Genomic DNA, 14,883 nt, shown 5'->3' with positions numbered 1-14,883 from the left:
AACATTGTGTTAACGGACTTTAGAAATAGCCTTCTTGCTTTTTCTTTTCCATGGAGCCGGAACTGTCGTGATCGATAACTCTGCCCTGACGCTCTGAGGTAGTGGTCAGCAGCATCTCTTGAATAATTTCCGGCAAGGTGGTCGCCTCGGATTCAACAGCGCCAGTCAGCGGATAACAACCGAGTGTACGGAAACGCACCATTTTCTCTTCAATTTTGTCGTTCGGGCCAATAGGCATGCGATCATCATCAACCATAATAAGCGTGCCATCACGCTCAACAACAGGACGTTTTGCCGCAAAATAAAGAGGGACAATGGGGATATTTTCCAGATGAATATATTGCCAAATATCCAGTTCCGTCCAGTTGGATAACGGGAACACACGGATGCTTTCACCTTTATCTACGCGACCGTTATAAATATTCCACAACTCTGGGCGTTGATTTTTTGGATCCCAGCGATGATTTTTGTCGCGGAAAGAATATACACGCTCTTTCGCTCGCGACTTTTCCTCGTCGCGGCGTGCACCGCCAAATGCAGCATCAAAACCGTATTTATTCAACGCCTGTTTCAAACCTTGGGTTTTCATGATATCGGTGTGTTTGGCACTGCCGTGAACAAAAGGGCTAATCCCCATATCCACACCTTCTTGATTAATATGCACAATCAAATCCCATCCCAGCTCCTTGATGCGCTGATCACGAAACTCGATCATTTCACGAAATTTCCAAGTGGTATCCACATGCATCATAGGAAATGGTGGCTTACCGGGGAAAAAGGCTTTCATAGTGAGGTGCATCATCACGGCAGAATCTTTACCCACAGAGTAAAGCATAACCGGCTTATCAAATTCAGCAGCCACCTCGCGGATGATATGGATGCTTTCAGCTTCTAGCTGTTTGAGATGAGTCAAGCTGTAGTTTGACATTCAATAGTTACCAGATTGAGTACGCATTGGTGATTGGTGCAGTGTTAGAAAAACAGCAGCGATTATATAGAACCAACGCACAAGGTTTAATGACTAAATAATTCTAAGTTTATTGCTTTTAGTTTGGATGCAACCGATTTAATCCTCCTTAGCGGCTGCATGACGCTTTGCCAGCATGAGAGTGAATTCATCGCGTGCTTCTTTAGCGCGACTAAATACACTGAGTAAATAACTACTGTCCTCATGCTCTATTCCGCTACGCAACCGTGAGAGATTATCGATAAATAAATCCATCGATTGCAAAATCGCAGTTTTATTTGCCCGCATAATATCGTGCCACATTACCGGGTCACTGGAGGCGATGCGGGTAAAATCCCGAAAACCACCGGCAGCATAACGAAAAATATTAGGGTTCTTAATATCTTGCGCCAAGGTATCCACTAATGAATAGGCAATTACATGGGGCAGATGGCTGGTTGCGCCAAGAACTTCATCGTGCTCCGCTACTGACATGCTTAACACTTCTGCACCAACAACCTGCCACATACGGGTAACCAGATCAAAATGCTGGGTAGAAGTATTTTCCAGCGGAGTGAGAATGACGCGATGATTTTCATAAAGATTTGGATTCGCAGCAGTAACACCACTTTTTTCTGAACCAGCAATAGGATGTCCAAGCACAAATTGTGGTGGCACTACTCCAAACACAGCTTCAGCAGCACGTTGAACACTGCCTTTCACGCTAGCGCCATCTGTGATGGTTACAGAATCAGCAACGCAGCTTTTAATTTCATCCAGAACAGCACTTACCGACAGTGTCGGTACCGCGATAAAAATCACATCGCCCTGTCCTAATTCACCAGCAATATCACATAAAGAAGTATAGGCGCGATCAACTACTCCATGATTAACTGCCTCAGTGCAGGTATCGGATTTGCGCGCAATTCCAATGACTTCCGCACAGGCGCCACGCTGTTTCAAACCAGTGGCAAGGCTGCCACCAATTAAACCTATACCAACTACAACAAATTTATTGATTAAGGGTTGGGACATAAGTAATCACAACACCGCTTTGGGATAGGAGCCGAGCAATTTTAAATCGGCGCAACGGCTGGCGACTTCTTTCATCACATCGCTGATCAAAGGCTCATCGACATGCCCAGCGAAATCGATAAAGAAAACGTAAGTCCAGGCACCTGTGCGCGATGGACGTGTTTCTACGCGAGTTAAATCAATATTGTGACGATGGAAGGGTTCCAATAATTTATGCAATGCGCCCGGTTCATTGCGCATAGCGACAACGATAGAGGTTTTATCAACGCCACTTTGCGGAACCGCTTGTTTACCGATAATTAAAAAGCGCGTTGAATTATCTGGCTGGTCTTCAATTTTTTCGGCAATCATTTTCAAACCGTACAGTTCTGCTGCCATAGAGCCCGCAATAGCAGCTGCATTCCACTCACCTTTCAAACGTTTTGCTGCTTCAGCATTACTGCTGACGGCGATGCGCTCGGCGTTAGGATAATGCGCATCCAACCACTTGCGACATTGTGCAAGTGATTGGGAGTGGGAATAAATACGGGTGATACTATTAACGCTGGTGACATCTGACACCATCAAATTGTGATGAATACGCAATTCAACTTCACCGCAAATTTTCAGGTTGGAACCCATAAAATTATCAAGCGTGTGGTTTACTACACCTTCGGTAGAATTCTCTACCGGAACTACGCCGTAATTTACCGCACCGGCTTCCACTTCACGAAACACTTCATCAATCGCAGAGAATGGCAATACAACTGCCGAGTGGCCGAAATGTTTTAGCGATGCTTGTTGGGTAAATGTTCCTTCCGGGCCGAGATAAGCCACTTTAATTGGATTTTCCAGCGCCAAGCAAGCCGACATAATTTCACGAAACAAGCGCGCCATTTCTTCATCGCTAAGCGGGCCTTTATTGCGCTCCATCGCTTTGCGCAATACTTGTGCTTCGCGCTCGGGGCGATAAAACAAGATTTTGGCATCTTCAGGCAGATTCGCTTTTTTCACATCCGCAACTTCTTGCGCGCATTCTGCGCGCGCCGAAATCAAGCGACCGATTTCTTCATCAATCGCATCGATTTTGTTGCGCAATGCAAGCAGCTTTTCTGCTTCAGTTTGGTCAGTGCTCATGTGCCCACTCAATTTACTAATTGGTCATTTAGCTATCGATTGATTACTCGTCGGCTACTTCATCGGCCGCGTCATCGACGATATCGTCTGAGACATCATCTGCAGCTACACCATCTTCAAGCGCTTCTTCACCTTCGGCTGCCTCCGCACGTGCCAATTCACGCTTGGCATTTTCATCAACATTCTCTTCAATGCGCTCCAAGCCTTGCATGCGCTCGCCTTCTTTCAATTTAATCAGCCGCACGCCTTGGGTATTACGGCTCAGCACAGAGACTTCATCAACGCGGGTGCGAACCATAGTGCCCTGGTCAGAAATTAACATGATTTCTTCACCATCAAACACTTGTACAGCACCAACCAGTTGGCCGTTACGCTCGGTAGTTTGCATACCGATAACACCTTGTGAGCCACGACCTTTAGCAGGAAACTCGCCTACTTCGGTGCGTTTGCCATAACCATTTTCACTGACTGTCAGTACCTGGCCGTTTTCCATCGGGATGACCATGCCGACTACGCGCTGACCTTCGGCTAAACGAATACCGCGTACACCACGCGAGGTGCGGCCCATTGCTCGAACTTGCGATTCGCGGAAGCGCGCCGCTTTACCAGAGCTTGAGAACAGAATTACATCGCATGAACCGTTGGTGATAGCGGTGCCCACCAAGGTATCACCTTCATCCAATTCGATTGCACGCAAACCGACGCTGCGTTGACGCGAGAATTGAGTGAGCGCAGTTTTCTTCACTGTACCGTTAGCGGTGGTCATGAAAATAAACTTGTCGTCATCGTAAGATTTCACTGGCAGGATCGAGGTAATGCGCTCACCCTCTTCCAATGATGGCAACAAGTTGATAACTGGACGGCCACGTGATTGGCGACCAGCGACAGGAATCATATAAACCTTCAGCCAATACACTTTACCGGCGTTAGTAAACAAGAGCACGGTATCGTGAGTGCTGGCGATCAATAAGTGCTGAACATAATCTTCATCTTTTACGGCGGTCGCAGATTTGCCCATACCGCCACGACGCTGCGCCTGGTAATCATCAAGCGGCTGGCTCTTCGCATAACCACCATGAGAAATTGTCACAACGCGATCTTCAACATTAATCAGATCTTCCGTGGTTAAATCGAGTGTCGATGCAACAATTTCAGTGCGACGTTTATCGCCGTAGTCATTAATAACTTGCGTTAATTCTTCGCGGATAACTTCCATCAAACGCAAGGCATTGCCGAGAATTTCAAGAAACTCAGCAATCTGGATTAATTTCTCGTCGTATTCAGCGAGCAGCTTGTCGTGCTCCATGCCGGTCAAACGATGTAGGCGCAATTCGAGAATCGCCTGCGCTTGTGCGGCTGACAAATAATAATGTCCATCGCGCATGCCGAACTCGGGACCCAAATCTTCCGGGCGGCAAGCGTCTTCACCGGCGCGCTCAAGGTAAGGCGCCATCTCAGCGGCATTCCAGCCACGGCCCATCAAACTGTCTTTTGCCTCTGCAGGAGACGCTGAGTTTTTAATGAGTGCGATGACTTCATCAATATTGGAAATGGCAACCGCCAAACCTTCCAGGATATGGCCGCGTTCACGCGCTTTGCGCAGTAAATACACTGTGCGGCGGGTAACCACTTCACGGCGGTGCTTAACAAAAGCTTCAAGCAATTGTTTGAGATTGAGAATTTTTGGCTGGCCATCATCCAGCGCGACAATGTTAACGCCGAAGGTGGTTTGCAATTGGGTTTGTGAGTAAAGGTTGTTGAGCAACACATCTGCTGCTTCGCTCTTCTTCACTTCGATAACAATGCGCATACCGTCTTTGTCAGACTCATCGCGCAATTCGCTAATACCTTCTATTTTCTTTTCTTTTACCAGCTCGGCAATACGCTCAATCAAGCGCGCCTTGTTCAGTTGGTAGGGGATTTCGTGGATCAGAATTGTTTCGCGTCCGGTTTTTTCGTCGCGCTCAATTTCGGCTTTGGCGCGCACGATAATGCTGCCACGGCCAGTGCGGTATGCCTGCACAATGCCCGCTCGGCCATTGATGATGGCGCCGGTGGGGAAATCTGGCCCCGGGATAAATTCCATTAATTCATCGATGGTGATATCCGGGTTATTGATTAACTCTAAACAGCCTTGTACCACTTCTTTTAAGTTGTGCGGCGGAATATTGGTCGCCATACCTACGGCGATACCGGAGGAGCCATTGACCAACAGATTGGGAATACGGGTCGGCATTACTGCCGGAATTTGTTCAGTGCCGTCGTAGTTGGGTACAAAATCGACGGTTTCTTTGTCCAGATCCGCTAACAGATCGTGGGCAATTTTCGCCATACGGATTTCGGTATAACGCATGGCCGCTGCGCGGTCACCATCGACCGAACCGAAGTTACCCTGGCCATCGACCAGCATATAACGCAACGAGAAAGGCTGAGCCATACGGACGATAGTGTCGTATACAGCGGTATCACCATGCGGGTGGTATTTACCGATTACGTCACCCACCACACGGGCAGATTTTTTGTAAGGCTTATTCCAATCATTGTTAAGTTCGCTCATCGCAAACAGCACGCGGCGATGCACGGGCTTCAAACCATCGCGCACATCGGGCAAGGCGCGACCCACGATTACACTCATGGCGTAATCAAGGTAGGACTGTTTGAGTTCGTCTTCGATACTTACTGGTGATATTTCTTTGGCGAATTCGACCATGGGAATACAGCTTTCCTTTCTTATATAAAGCTATGGGCTTAAAAAGCGTTGGTTACGGACTGCGATTACAAGCAATTAAACGGATAGCGCCTGTTTTGCGCACCAATCAAATACAAGCAAAAACCGCTACCCTACTACCGGCCAAACAAAAGGCTGGCTAAAAATGCATCTAACGCTTAATTCAGGGCCGCGATGGTAGCATAAAATCTGCTGGATAGGCACTTGGCAGACTTGTATCACTATGAAAATACGAACGAATTTAACCGTAAAAGAAGCGCAGCCAGAGCAAGAAACCGCTGCGCAAATCTGCCATAACTGAGCAGAGGCTTTGCAGTATACTGGGCTCCCCTTTTTGCGACCAAAGCCGCCAGTTTACGCCTATGTTTACGCCTACCCCTGAACCTCATCCGATTGATTTGATTATCAAAGCCCGCTGGATTATCCCTGTGGTACCCGAAAATCGCGTGTTGGAAAACTGCGCAATAGCAATCGATAAGGGGCGAATCCTGGCACTGGTTCCCAGCGATGAAGCCGGGCGCCGTTTTACTGCTGCCGAAACAATCAATCTCGGCAGCCACGTATTGATTCCCGGGCTTGTCAATGCGCACGGTCATGCGGCGATGAGCCTGCTGCGGGGTTATGCTGACGACCAACCGCTGCACACCTGGCTTAACGATCACATTTGGCCAACGGAGAGCCGCTGGGTGGGAGAAGAGTTTGTACGCGATGGCACCCAGCTTGCCATGGCAGAAATGATTAAGACCGGCACCACCTGCTTTGCCGATATGTATTTTTACCCGGAGCAGGCCGCCCAAGTCTGCCTGGATGCCAAAATGCGCAGCCAAATCAGTTTCCCAATTTTCGACTTTGCCACCTCGTGGGGTTTGGGTGCTGACGATTACTTCGCCAAAGGCCTCAACCTGCACGACAGCTTGCGCGCAACAGACCTTGTCAATATTGCCTTTGGCCCTCATGCGCCCTACACGGTATCGGACGCGCCGCTGCAAAAGATTGCTGTGCTTGCACAGGAAATGGATATGCCAGTGCAGATCCACCTGCATGAAACTGCGTTTGAAGTAGAAGACTCACTCAATAAATTCGGCAAACGCCCAACCCAGCGATTGATGGAGCTCGGCTTGCTCTCACCACTCACACAATGCGTACATATGACGCAGATTACTGATGTGGATATAGTACTACTACAACAAACCGGCGCACATGTTGTGCACTGCCCGGAATCCAATTTGAAATTGGCGAGCGGCTTTTGCCCGGTCGATAAATTATTAAAAGCCGGAATTAATGTTGCTCTCGGTACCGATGGTGCCGCTAGCAATAATGACCTGGATTTATTTAGCGAATTAAAAACGGCTGCATTACTTGCTAAAGCGGTTGCCGGTGATGCCGCCGCATTGGATGCCCACACCGCATTGCGTATGGCCACACTCAATGGTGCCAAAGCGTTGGGCATGGAGGAAAAAATCGGCAGCCTGGAAACGGGGAAATTTGCCGACATTACCGCAATTGATTTAAGCGGACTAGGAACGCAACCTTTATATAACCCCGCATCGCAACTGGTTTACACCCATTCAGGTCAAGGTGTCACCCACGTATGGGTGCAAGGCAAAGCGTTACTCCTTAATCGCCAGTTACAAACGCTGGATGAACGCGAAATATTAGGTAAAGCCAATTGGTGGCGAAAACAAATCGCCACTCACTAAATCTACGAGATGGAAAAAATTATGGCCAATGTCGATACTGCCGAAATTGCAAAATTTGAAGCCCTCGCCAGCCGCTGGTGGGATAAGAACAGTGAATTCAAACCATTGCATGATATCAATCCACTGCGCGCTAATTTTATTGACGAACGCTCGCCGGTTGCACAGAAAAAAATTATCGACGTGGGTTGCGGCGGTGGCATTCTCGCCGAATCACTTGCACAGCGCGGCGCGGTAGTAACGGGCATCGATATGGGGGAAGCCCCACTTGCCGTTGCGCGTTTGCACGCACTGGAAAGTGGTGTTGAATTAACTTACGAGCAAATCACTGCAGAAGATAAAGCAGCGAAAATGCCCGGCGAGTTTGATGTTGTTACTTGTATGGAAATGCTGGAACACGTACCCGATCCCTCATCGGTAGTACGCGCCTGTGCGCAGCTGGTAAAAGAAGGTGGTGATGTATATTTCTCTACCATCAATCGCAGCCCGAAAGCCTATGCCTTTGCCATTCTTGGTGCAGAATATATTTTAAAATTGCTGCCCAAGGGCACACACGAGTACAGCAAATTTATTCGCCCCTCTGAACTGGCGCAATGGTTGCGCGCAGCAGGTTTGGAATTGCAAACCATTACCGGTATGACTTACAACCCGCTGACCAAACACTACAAGCTCAATCCCAATGATGTCAGCGTTAATTATCTGTTGCATGCTAAAAAGGTTAGCGATTAATGGCAAAATCTATTCGCGCAGTGATGTTTGATCTGGACGGGACTTTATTGGATACCGCGCCGGATTTTATTGTCGTCGTCAACCAATTACTCGCTGAACAACAACGCCCTGCCCTCGCTACAGAAACTATTCGCGCAGGCGTATCAAACGGCTCCAAAGCATTGATCAAACTTGCTTTTGCTATTGACGAGAGCAACGAGCAATTCGAGCCGCTACGCCATCGACTATTGGAATTGTACCTGGCGCATATCGCGGTCTATACCACTCCATTTCCCGGCATTAATGATTTACTCGATAAATTGGCCGATAACAACATCGTCTGGGGCATAGCTACCAATAAACCGGCAACCTATACCTTACCCTTAATGGCCGCACTGGACATACACCCTGCTCCGCTCAGTGTGATTTGCCCCGATCATGTAGCACGCAGCAAACCCGATCCTGAATCTTTATTTCTCGCCAGCAAACAATTGGGCTGCACCCCCGATGAGATAATTTATATCGGCGACCATAAACGCGATATCGACTGCGGCAAAGGCGCCGGTAGTATCACTATCGCTGCGGCTTATGGTTATGTAGATGAAGGTGATGATCCGGCAAGCTGGAATGCGGATTACTGCGTAAACCACGCTAATGAAATTTGGCCAATCATTGAAAAATATTTGTAAAACCATTTGTTAAAGGCATAGCCATGCAAACTCCTCACGATTACACCATTAAATCTGACGCACTGAGTGGAAAAATTATTCTCGTTACGGGTGCTGGTGCAGGCATTGGCAAAACGGCAGCAATAACGTTTGCCGGGTGTGGCGCGACCGTCATTCTCTGCGGGCGCACACTGGCCAAACTGGAACAGGTTTATGATGAGATTGAAGCGGCGGGCCATCCACAGCCCGCCATTTACCCTATTAATTTCGAAAGCGCCGTTGAAAAAGATTACGACGATATGTGCAACGCACTTGAAGATACGTTTGGGCGATTGGATGGAATCCTGTTTAATGCGGCAGATTTAGGTGAGCGCACACCTATTAGTAATTATTCAGTTAGCGCTTGGTTGCGCTGCATGCAAATCAATGTGAATTCACCGTTTATGATGACGCAGGCTTTGCTGCCATTGCTAGAGCGCTCAGAAAACGCGAGCATTTTATTTACCAGCTCCAGCGTTGCATTTAAAGGTCGTGCATTTTGGGGCGCTTATGCTGCATCCAAAGCGGCGACCGAAAATTTTATGCAGACGCTACACGACGAACTGGAAGGCGCGACTCACATTCGAGCCAATAGTATCAACCCCGGCGCGACACGTACTGCTATGCGCGCAGCGGCTTATCCTGCAGAAGATCCGGAAACGGTAAAATCACCAGAAGCATTAATGTCGTCTTACGTATATTTATTAAGCGATGATTCTGTTGGTGTTAGCGGGCAGGCATTTCATTATCAACAATAATTTCATGCTGCCAAATTCACGCAAAAAAATGACGCAATAAAAAAGGAGATCAATGGATCTCCTTTTTTTACACTCACGCTTGATGCTATTGTTAGTGACTGGATTTTTGCATCATCTCCAATAGCGAGGCTTCCGCGCGCGACAATCCACAGCGCCGCGCTACCTCATCGCAATCCATACCCATCTTAAACATTTGCGCCGCTTGTGAATAAGGCTGGAATTCATCGTCGTTGTAGTAATCAATTTTTTCCGGCTGTTTGGCCGCATTGGCTTGCAAACGCTTTTCCATTGCCAGCAAACGCTGCCCCATGCCGACGGAACCACTGCTGGACGCCGCAACCTCACGCATCAATTTTTGAATCAGTTTTTCATTTGCATCTGCTTGACGGCGCACGTGCTTCAAACTGAGCACGGCAATCACCAGTGCGATAACACTGACAATTGCAGATGCCGACAAACCTATTTCCAACACTGTCATGGGAGTTTCTCTGCGTCCGATTCCATCAATGACCGACAGCTTGCCCTAAGTGGTTTAACAACTCAAACATCTTCCAGTTCTGACCACTCTTCACTGGTCAGCAGTTTATTTAAATCGATCAGGATTAAGAGTTCGTTGTTTTTGTGGCAAACCCCCTGGATAAATTTAGCGCTTTCCTCATTGCCAACATTGGGAGCCATTTCAATTTCTGATTGGCGCAGGTAAACCACTTCGGCCACACTGTCCACCAAAATACCAATCACATGGCGGTCAGTTTCGATAATCACGATACGGGTATTATCGGTAATCTCGCCGCTGGATAAATTAAAGCGGTGGCGGGTATCAATCACCGTTACTACATTGCCGCGTAGATTGATAATCCCCAACACATAGGATGGCGCACCCGGTACCGGGGCTATCTCGGAGTAGCGCAGCACTTCCTGCACTTGCATTACGTTAATACCGTAAGTTTCGCCATCCAGTCGAAAGGTTACCCACTGCAGTACGGGATCATCACTACTCTTATTCTTTGCTGCATCAGTTGCCATCGTCTAATTCCTCTATAGCCGCCTCCGGTGGACGGCAAATCACATAAATGTCGTTATAACTATAGCCGAGGACTTTTCCTATGCCACTTTTGTTTAGTCATTGAGGCCGGCGTTAATAATCAGTTTGGCGCAATCAGGCAGGTACAAAATTTTTATCCGCATCAACCAGCATTTGACCGATACGGGGGATGTCCAACAACGCGCACATATGATCTTTCACTGTACCAGCAAGCCAAGGGCGATTGCTGCGATCACTGCGCCACTTAACATCATCTGGCATCAAGGTGATAGGTTGATTCACCGAATCAACGGCCAACCCCCAAGGCACTCCGTTGATCGACATAACATACTTTGCGGTTTCCAAAAATCGTGGATCATAACGCTCAGGCATCACAAACTTGGCTGTGTTGACCGTGCGGATTTTACCGGCCGGTGTAGGTTGCAACCCCATAAACCAATCAGCCTGACCAAATAACGGAGTCAGCTCATCCGTTAGCGGCTGTATTTGCCCTAGCGATATCAGCGGCACCGCAAGCGTCAGCCCTGATACCTTAAATAAGAGCACATCAAACCGCGACTGTGCCCATTGCGGACGGCCATTCTCCAGCCATTCCAACCCCTCCATTTGAAAATGCGCAACTTGGGAGATTTCTTCATGCGTAACCGCTGTGATCACCTCTACAGGAACAGCCTCGACAACTGGAGTTTCAATAATCCATTCCTGAATTTCATCAGGATCGCTGACAAATGAGGTTTTTGTCTCAGTCGAAATCTGCGTAGTTACTGGTGTATCCACTAATAATTGTGTTCGCGCCGATTGCAGCAGCCTTTCAAGTTGACGCTTCTGCTCCAGTGTTTGAACGGGTTCGGGTTCAGCAAATGAGGCTATAGGTTTGGGAGCAGATTTGGGCGTTGGCTCAGCGCGCAGGTTGGTTTTTTTAAGTTTTTCTTCCTGATTTTTTTTAGTCGGCAAGGAAACCACACGTGCACCACCGGAGCCGGCAGCAATCGGCATGGGGCGCTCATCCATTGCCGCAAACGCTTGCTCAAGCACATCTTCGCCACCCAGCAAATCATCAAAGTAATTACTCAAGCTGTCGTCAGGCGGCTTGATATCATCGCCGGAATCTTTTCGCTTACTCACGACACGACACCCGCCTTATTGGCGATAACTACTGGCGAGGTCTCGATTTTTGCTTCATCCGCACGTATCGCTTTTTCCAACCAATGCCAGAGAGACTGATAAGCCTCGGCACCGCGGCTGGCTGCATCAAATAAATGGGGCGGCACACCCGCTTTACTTGCATCGCGGAAGCGGGTATCGATAGGAATATGGCCAGGCCAGGCCTGTTCAGGATAAGTATTTCGAATGGTACGCAAGCTCGTGACCGATGCTTGGGTACGGCGGTCAAACATAACGGGAACAATAGTATAGGCCAGGGCTTTCTTGCGTGAACGCGACATCATCTTAAGTGTGTTGACCATGCGCTCCAACCCTTTGAGCGCAAGGAACTCCGTCTGCACGGGAATCACCAAATACTGGCAAGCCGCCAATGCATTTACCATCAATACACCCAACAAGGGCGGTGTATCTATCAACACATAATCGTAATCATCGGCGATATGCGCCAACGCCCGGCTTAATACGAGCCCCATCCCATCCTGCCCTATCGCTTGGCGCTCCAGGGTAGCCAAGGCAGTGGTCGACGGCATTACATGAAGATTGGGATAATCGGTGGCGATGATCAGCCTGCGGATAGAATCCCGCGAAAGCTCTTTGCGCTCCTGGAACAAGGTGTAGCTGCTGAGGGTTTGGGAGTCAGGATCCTGACGGAAATAGGTCGATAGCGAACCATGCGGGTCAATATCCAGCAATAGCACACGTTTCCCTGATGAGGCAATTAGCCCCCCAAGCGACACACTAGTGGTCGTTTTACCCACCCCACCCTTTTGGTTTGCTATTGCCAGAACACGCACGTTTGAATCCTCGCTGGCGTCAAACACCAGACATTTTTTGCCCCTACACCAAGCAAAGCAAGCTCTATGCCCACTCGCCTAAAAATCAGGATTATCAGTTTTATACTTTGCGGGTTATTGTCGCCTTTATCAACACCACACGGTAATGAAAATCCCTTATCGAACACTTGCAATGGACAGGGGCGATTATTTTTCAACCAGCCGGAAGTTAATTATTGCCCAGCCCCAAGGAACGTCAAGCTATCGGCATTTATCCGGGAATATTTAGCGAGGATGTAAAGCGCAATTGCGCGCTTACGACAGGGAAAAGATGCGGCAGGTTTTCAATGGTGGCGACCTATTACTGAGGTGCATCACTGAAACTAAAATTACTTAGCGGTATCACGCGGCGATTTGCTTGCTTGAGCATGGATTCAGCCCAGGTAAAGTTCTCAAACTGATGAAACAACGCATCAAAACTGCCATCGTCCACCGCTATTTTCAACCCAAGTGAAAGCCGCTCGGCAAGTAAAGTATTCGATTTGTTCACGTAAAAATACACCGGGTTTTCATAGCGAAGGAGCAGCTCACGCTCCAGTGCCAGCCCCTTATCTGCATAAGCGCTCACTTCAGGCAATACCTGATGGATGCCACGGGAGTAATAATCAAACCGGTTGGAGACAAGCATCTTGAACAAATTAAAATAACTTAAGCTTAATACCAGTGGCAGTCCGTTTTCTTCCATAACGGACCGATCAGGCCAATGCGAGCCAATACCACCGCGTAAGCGACGCAAGTCTTCTATGGACTTAACCTGGGAGAATCGAGCCTGATCATCTGCGCGAATTAAAAATACACGATGGTCACTCAAATTTTTTAACAGACGAATTTTAATGGGCATTAGCTGCGCTGGTGCATTCCTATTGTAGGGCATCCAGGTGATATCAACTCGGCCCAATTCAATTTCGCGCAGCAGCCGGTTAGTAATTGGCATAACCGGAACCAGTTTAATCTGGTACGGCCCATGAGTAGATGCAGTTTTAGCCAGCGCCAGCTCTAGCAACTTGCTGAAGTAATAATCGTCGTGATCAGGTGTGAGTTTGCTTTCGCGCGAAATCACCACCGTCATTAGAGGTTTTACATCATTAGCGAGAGAACTCACCGGTGCGACCGTCAAATAGAATGCAATAAAAACCAGCATCAGGCATCTGCAGTGCAAATACATTTTACCCAATGCCAATAGACGCATGAATGGCCTCATGGAGTTCACACTGAATGCCCCGGCTTTTTATCAATAGTGGGCTAACAGGCTAATTTGATACTGACGAATCAGGTACAGCTTGGGGCAATGGTTTAGCAGGTTCAACACCAATCTTGGGGCGATCCATTTTGCGTTTGGCAACCATAATAGTGACTCGGCGATTTTGTGCCCTACCCTGTTCCGTATCATTCGCGGCCACAGGCTGATACTCACCATAACCCACGGCAGACAAACGTTCAGGAGCAACACCTTTACTCGCCAGATACTTCACAATTGCGCTGGCACGCGCAGTGGAAAGTTCCCAGTTGGTAGGGTATTTCACACTCTTGATGGGAATGTTATCGGTAAACCCTTCTACTTGAACCGGGTTTGAATAGCCCTGCAAAATACCCGCAATCTCATCAAATATTTTTTGCGCTTGCTCACTGGTATCTGCACTGCCCGATGAAAACAAAATGCTATCCTTCAACTCAATCTGCAACCACAACTCATTGCTGGAGACCTGGATCATTTGATCATTGATTAGCTGCGTAAATTTTTCAGTCACCAAATCAGAAATTTGTGTGAGTTCATCACTGGTTTTAATTGGTTCATCCGGCTGCGGAATTTCAACGGTAGATTGGCCGCTAATTGCTGAGGCCTGCTCCCCACTCACCGGTTCTACTGCTGTTTGCCCCATATCAATAGGTGCAATGATCGCTGTTGATGGCGAGTTAGTGTCTTGCGGATCAGAATTTATTTGTGCATCGGTAGGCTGGTTGAATGCTTCAATAAAGGTATCAGATAAGACACGGTATTTACTGTCATTTACCTGGGAAATGGAATACATCACTACAAAAAAAGCAAACAGCAGGGTAATAAAGTCGGCATAGGAAATCAGCCAACGCTCTTGATTAACATGAACTTCTTGCCGTCTGCGACGCACCATAAAAAATGACTACTGTG

General features: G+C 48.0%; 14 protein-coding genes. 4 read left to right on the top strand and 10 right to left on the bottom strand.

What is annotated here, in order from left to right:
- Positions 1 to 19: 19 nt before the first annotated feature.
- The 4 genes from cysD to gyrA form a co-directional block, all read right to left on the bottom strand.
- Entirely contained in the window at positions 20 to 928 is a 909-nt protein-coding gene (gene cysD / locus J2X05_RS07590) for a sulfate adenylyltransferase subunit CysD (RefSeq protein ID WP_310070800.1), read from the bottom strand.
- Positions 929 to 1,066: 138 nt separating this feature from the next.
- Positions 1,067 to 1,981, bottom strand: a complete 915-nt coding sequence (locus tag J2X05_RS07585) for a prephenate dehydrogenase/arogenate dehydrogenase family protein (RefSeq protein WP_310070797.1) — start codon at positions 1,979 to 1,981, stop codon at positions 1,067 to 1,069.
- 6 nt (positions 1,982 to 1,987) lie between these two features.
- On the bottom strand, positions 1,988 to 3,097 hold the full coding sequence (gene pheA / locus J2X05_RS07580) for a prephenate dehydratase (protein ID WP_310070795.1): 1,110 nt from the start codon (positions 3,095 to 3,097) through the stop codon (positions 1,988 to 1,990).
- 43 nt (positions 3,098 to 3,140) lie between these two features.
- On the bottom strand, positions 3,141 to 5,807 hold the full coding sequence (gene gyrA / locus J2X05_RS07575) for a DNA gyrase subunit A (protein ID WP_310070793.1): 2,667 nt from the start codon (positions 5,805 to 5,807) through the stop codon (positions 3,141 to 3,143).
- A gap of 380 nt (positions 5,808 to 6,187) precedes the next feature.
- Here gyrA and J2X05_RS07570 point away from each other — a divergent pair, with 380 nt between their 5' ends.
- The 4 genes from J2X05_RS07570 to J2X05_RS07555 are packed head-to-tail and all read left to right on the top strand — an operon-like array spanning position 6,188 to position 9,695.
- A complete protein-coding gene (locus tag J2X05_RS07570; protein WP_310070790.1) occupies positions 6,188 to 7,525 on the top strand; it encodes a TRZ/ATZ family hydrolase in 1,338 nt (445 codons plus the stop codon).
- A gap of 21 nt (positions 7,526 to 7,546) precedes the next feature.
- Positions 7,547 to 8,251 (top strand): bifunctional 2-polyprenyl-6-hydroxyphenol methylase/3-demethylubiquinol 3-O-methyltransferase UbiG, encoded by a 705-nt coding sequence (gene ubiG / locus J2X05_RS07565; RefSeq protein ID WP_310071337.1) that lies wholly within the window; start codon positions 7,547 to 7,549, stop codon positions 8,249 to 8,251.
- A complete protein-coding gene (locus J2X05_RS07560) occupies positions 8,251 to 8,919 on the top strand; it encodes an HAD family hydrolase (RefSeq protein WP_310070785.1) in 669 nt (222 codons plus the stop codon). The genes ubiG and J2X05_RS07560 overlap by 1 nt, the downstream gene beginning before the upstream one ends.
- 23 nt (positions 8,920 to 8,942) lie before the next feature.
- The gene (locus J2X05_RS07555) at positions 8,943 to 9,695 is read left to right on the top strand and encodes a YciK family oxidoreductase (RefSeq protein ID WP_310070783.1); all 753 of its coding nucleotides are present in this window, start codon (positions 8,943 to 8,945) and stop codon (positions 9,693 to 9,695) included.
- Positions 9,696 to 9,786: 91 nt separating this feature from the next.
- Here J2X05_RS07555 and J2X05_RS07550 read toward each other — a convergent pair whose 3' ends face one another.
- From J2X05_RS07550 to motD, 6 genes are all read right to left on the bottom strand, one after another.
- A complete protein-coding gene (locus J2X05_RS07550; RefSeq protein WP_310070780.1) occupies positions 9,787 to 10,173 on the bottom strand; it encodes a DUF2802 domain-containing protein in 387 nt (128 codons plus the stop codon).
- A gap of 62 nt (positions 10,174 to 10,235) precedes the next feature.
- Complete coding sequence (locus J2X05_RS07545; protein ID WP_310070777.1) at positions 10,236 to 10,721, bottom strand: chemotaxis protein CheW; 486 nt, start codon at positions 10,719 to 10,721, stop codon at positions 10,236 to 10,238.
- A gap of 133 nt (positions 10,722 to 10,854) precedes the next feature.
- On the bottom strand, positions 10,855 to 11,865 hold the full coding sequence (locus tag J2X05_RS07540) for a chemotaxis protein CheW (protein ID WP_310070775.1): 1,011 nt from the start codon (positions 11,863 to 11,865) through the stop codon (positions 10,855 to 10,857).
- Positions 11,862 to 12,698 (bottom strand): ParA family protein, encoded by an 837-nt coding sequence (locus tag J2X05_RS07535; RefSeq protein WP_310070774.1) that lies wholly within the window; start codon positions 12,696 to 12,698, stop codon positions 11,862 to 11,864. The genes J2X05_RS07540 and J2X05_RS07535 overlap by 4 nt, the downstream gene beginning before the upstream one ends.
- Before the next feature lie 340 nt (positions 12,699 to 13,038).
- Positions 13,039 to 13,878, bottom strand: a complete 840-nt coding sequence (locus tag J2X05_RS07530; protein WP_310070773.1) for a transporter substrate-binding domain-containing protein — start codon at positions 13,876 to 13,878, stop codon at positions 13,039 to 13,041.
- 109 nt (positions 13,879 to 13,987) lie between these two features.
- Entirely contained in the window at positions 13,988 to 14,866 is an 879-nt protein-coding gene (gene motD, locus J2X05_RS07525; protein ID WP_310070770.1) for a flagellar motor protein MotD, read from the bottom strand.
- Positions 14,867 to 14,883: the final 17 nt, after the last annotated feature.

Origin of the sequence: Cellvibrio fibrivorans, from assembly GCF_031457055.1 — a bacterium.
Classification (GTDB): Bacteria; Pseudomonadota; Gammaproteobacteria; order Pseudomonadales; family Cellvibrionaceae; genus Cellvibrio; species Cellvibrio fibrivorans.
This window is presented reverse-complemented; position numbering and strand designations above follow the sequence as displayed.

Coding starts and splice junctions, on each gene's coding strand:
- J2X05_RS07545 (WP_310070777.1), bottom strand. CDS start 10,721: ATGGCAACTGATGCAGCAAAGAATAAGAGTAGTGATGATCCCGTACTG.
- cysD (WP_310070800.1), bottom strand. CDS start 928: ATGTCAAACTACAGCTTGACTCATCTCAAACAGCTAGAAGCTGAAAGC.
- J2X05_RS07555 (WP_310070783.1), top strand. CDS start 8,943: ATGCAAACTCCTCACGATTACACCATTAAATCTGACGCACTGAGTGGA.
- J2X05_RS07550 (WP_310070780.1), bottom strand. CDS start 10,173: ATGACAGTGTTGGAAATAGGTTTGTCGGCATCTGCAATTGTCAGTGTT.
- J2X05_RS07530 (WP_310070773.1), bottom strand. CDS start 13,878: ATGCTGGTTTTTATTGCATTCTATTTGACGGTCGCACCGGTGAGTTCT.
- motD (WP_310070770.1), bottom strand. CDS start 14,866: ATGGTGCGTCGCAGACGGCAAGAAGTTCATGTTAATCAAGAGCGTTGG.
- J2X05_RS07560 (WP_310070785.1), top strand. CDS start 8,251: ATGGCAAAATCTATTCGCGCAGTGATGTTTGATCTGGACGGGACTTTA.
- J2X05_RS07570 (WP_310070790.1), top strand. CDS start 6,188: ATGTTTACGCCTACCCCTGAACCTCATCCGATTGATTTGATTATCAAA.
- gyrA (WP_310070793.1), bottom strand. CDS start 5,807: ATGGTCGAATTCGCCAAAGAAATATCACCAGTAAGTATCGAAGACGAA.
- ubiG (WP_310071337.1), top strand. CDS start 7,547: ATGGCCAATGTCGATACTGCCGAAATTGCAAAATTTGAAGCCCTCGCC.
- J2X05_RS07585 (WP_310070797.1), bottom strand. CDS start 1,981: ATGTCCCAACCCTTAATCAATAAATTTGTTGTAGTTGGTATAGGTTTA.
- pheA (WP_310070795.1), bottom strand. CDS start 3,097: ATGAGCACTGACCAAACTGAAGCAGAAAAGCTGCTTGCATTGCGCAAC.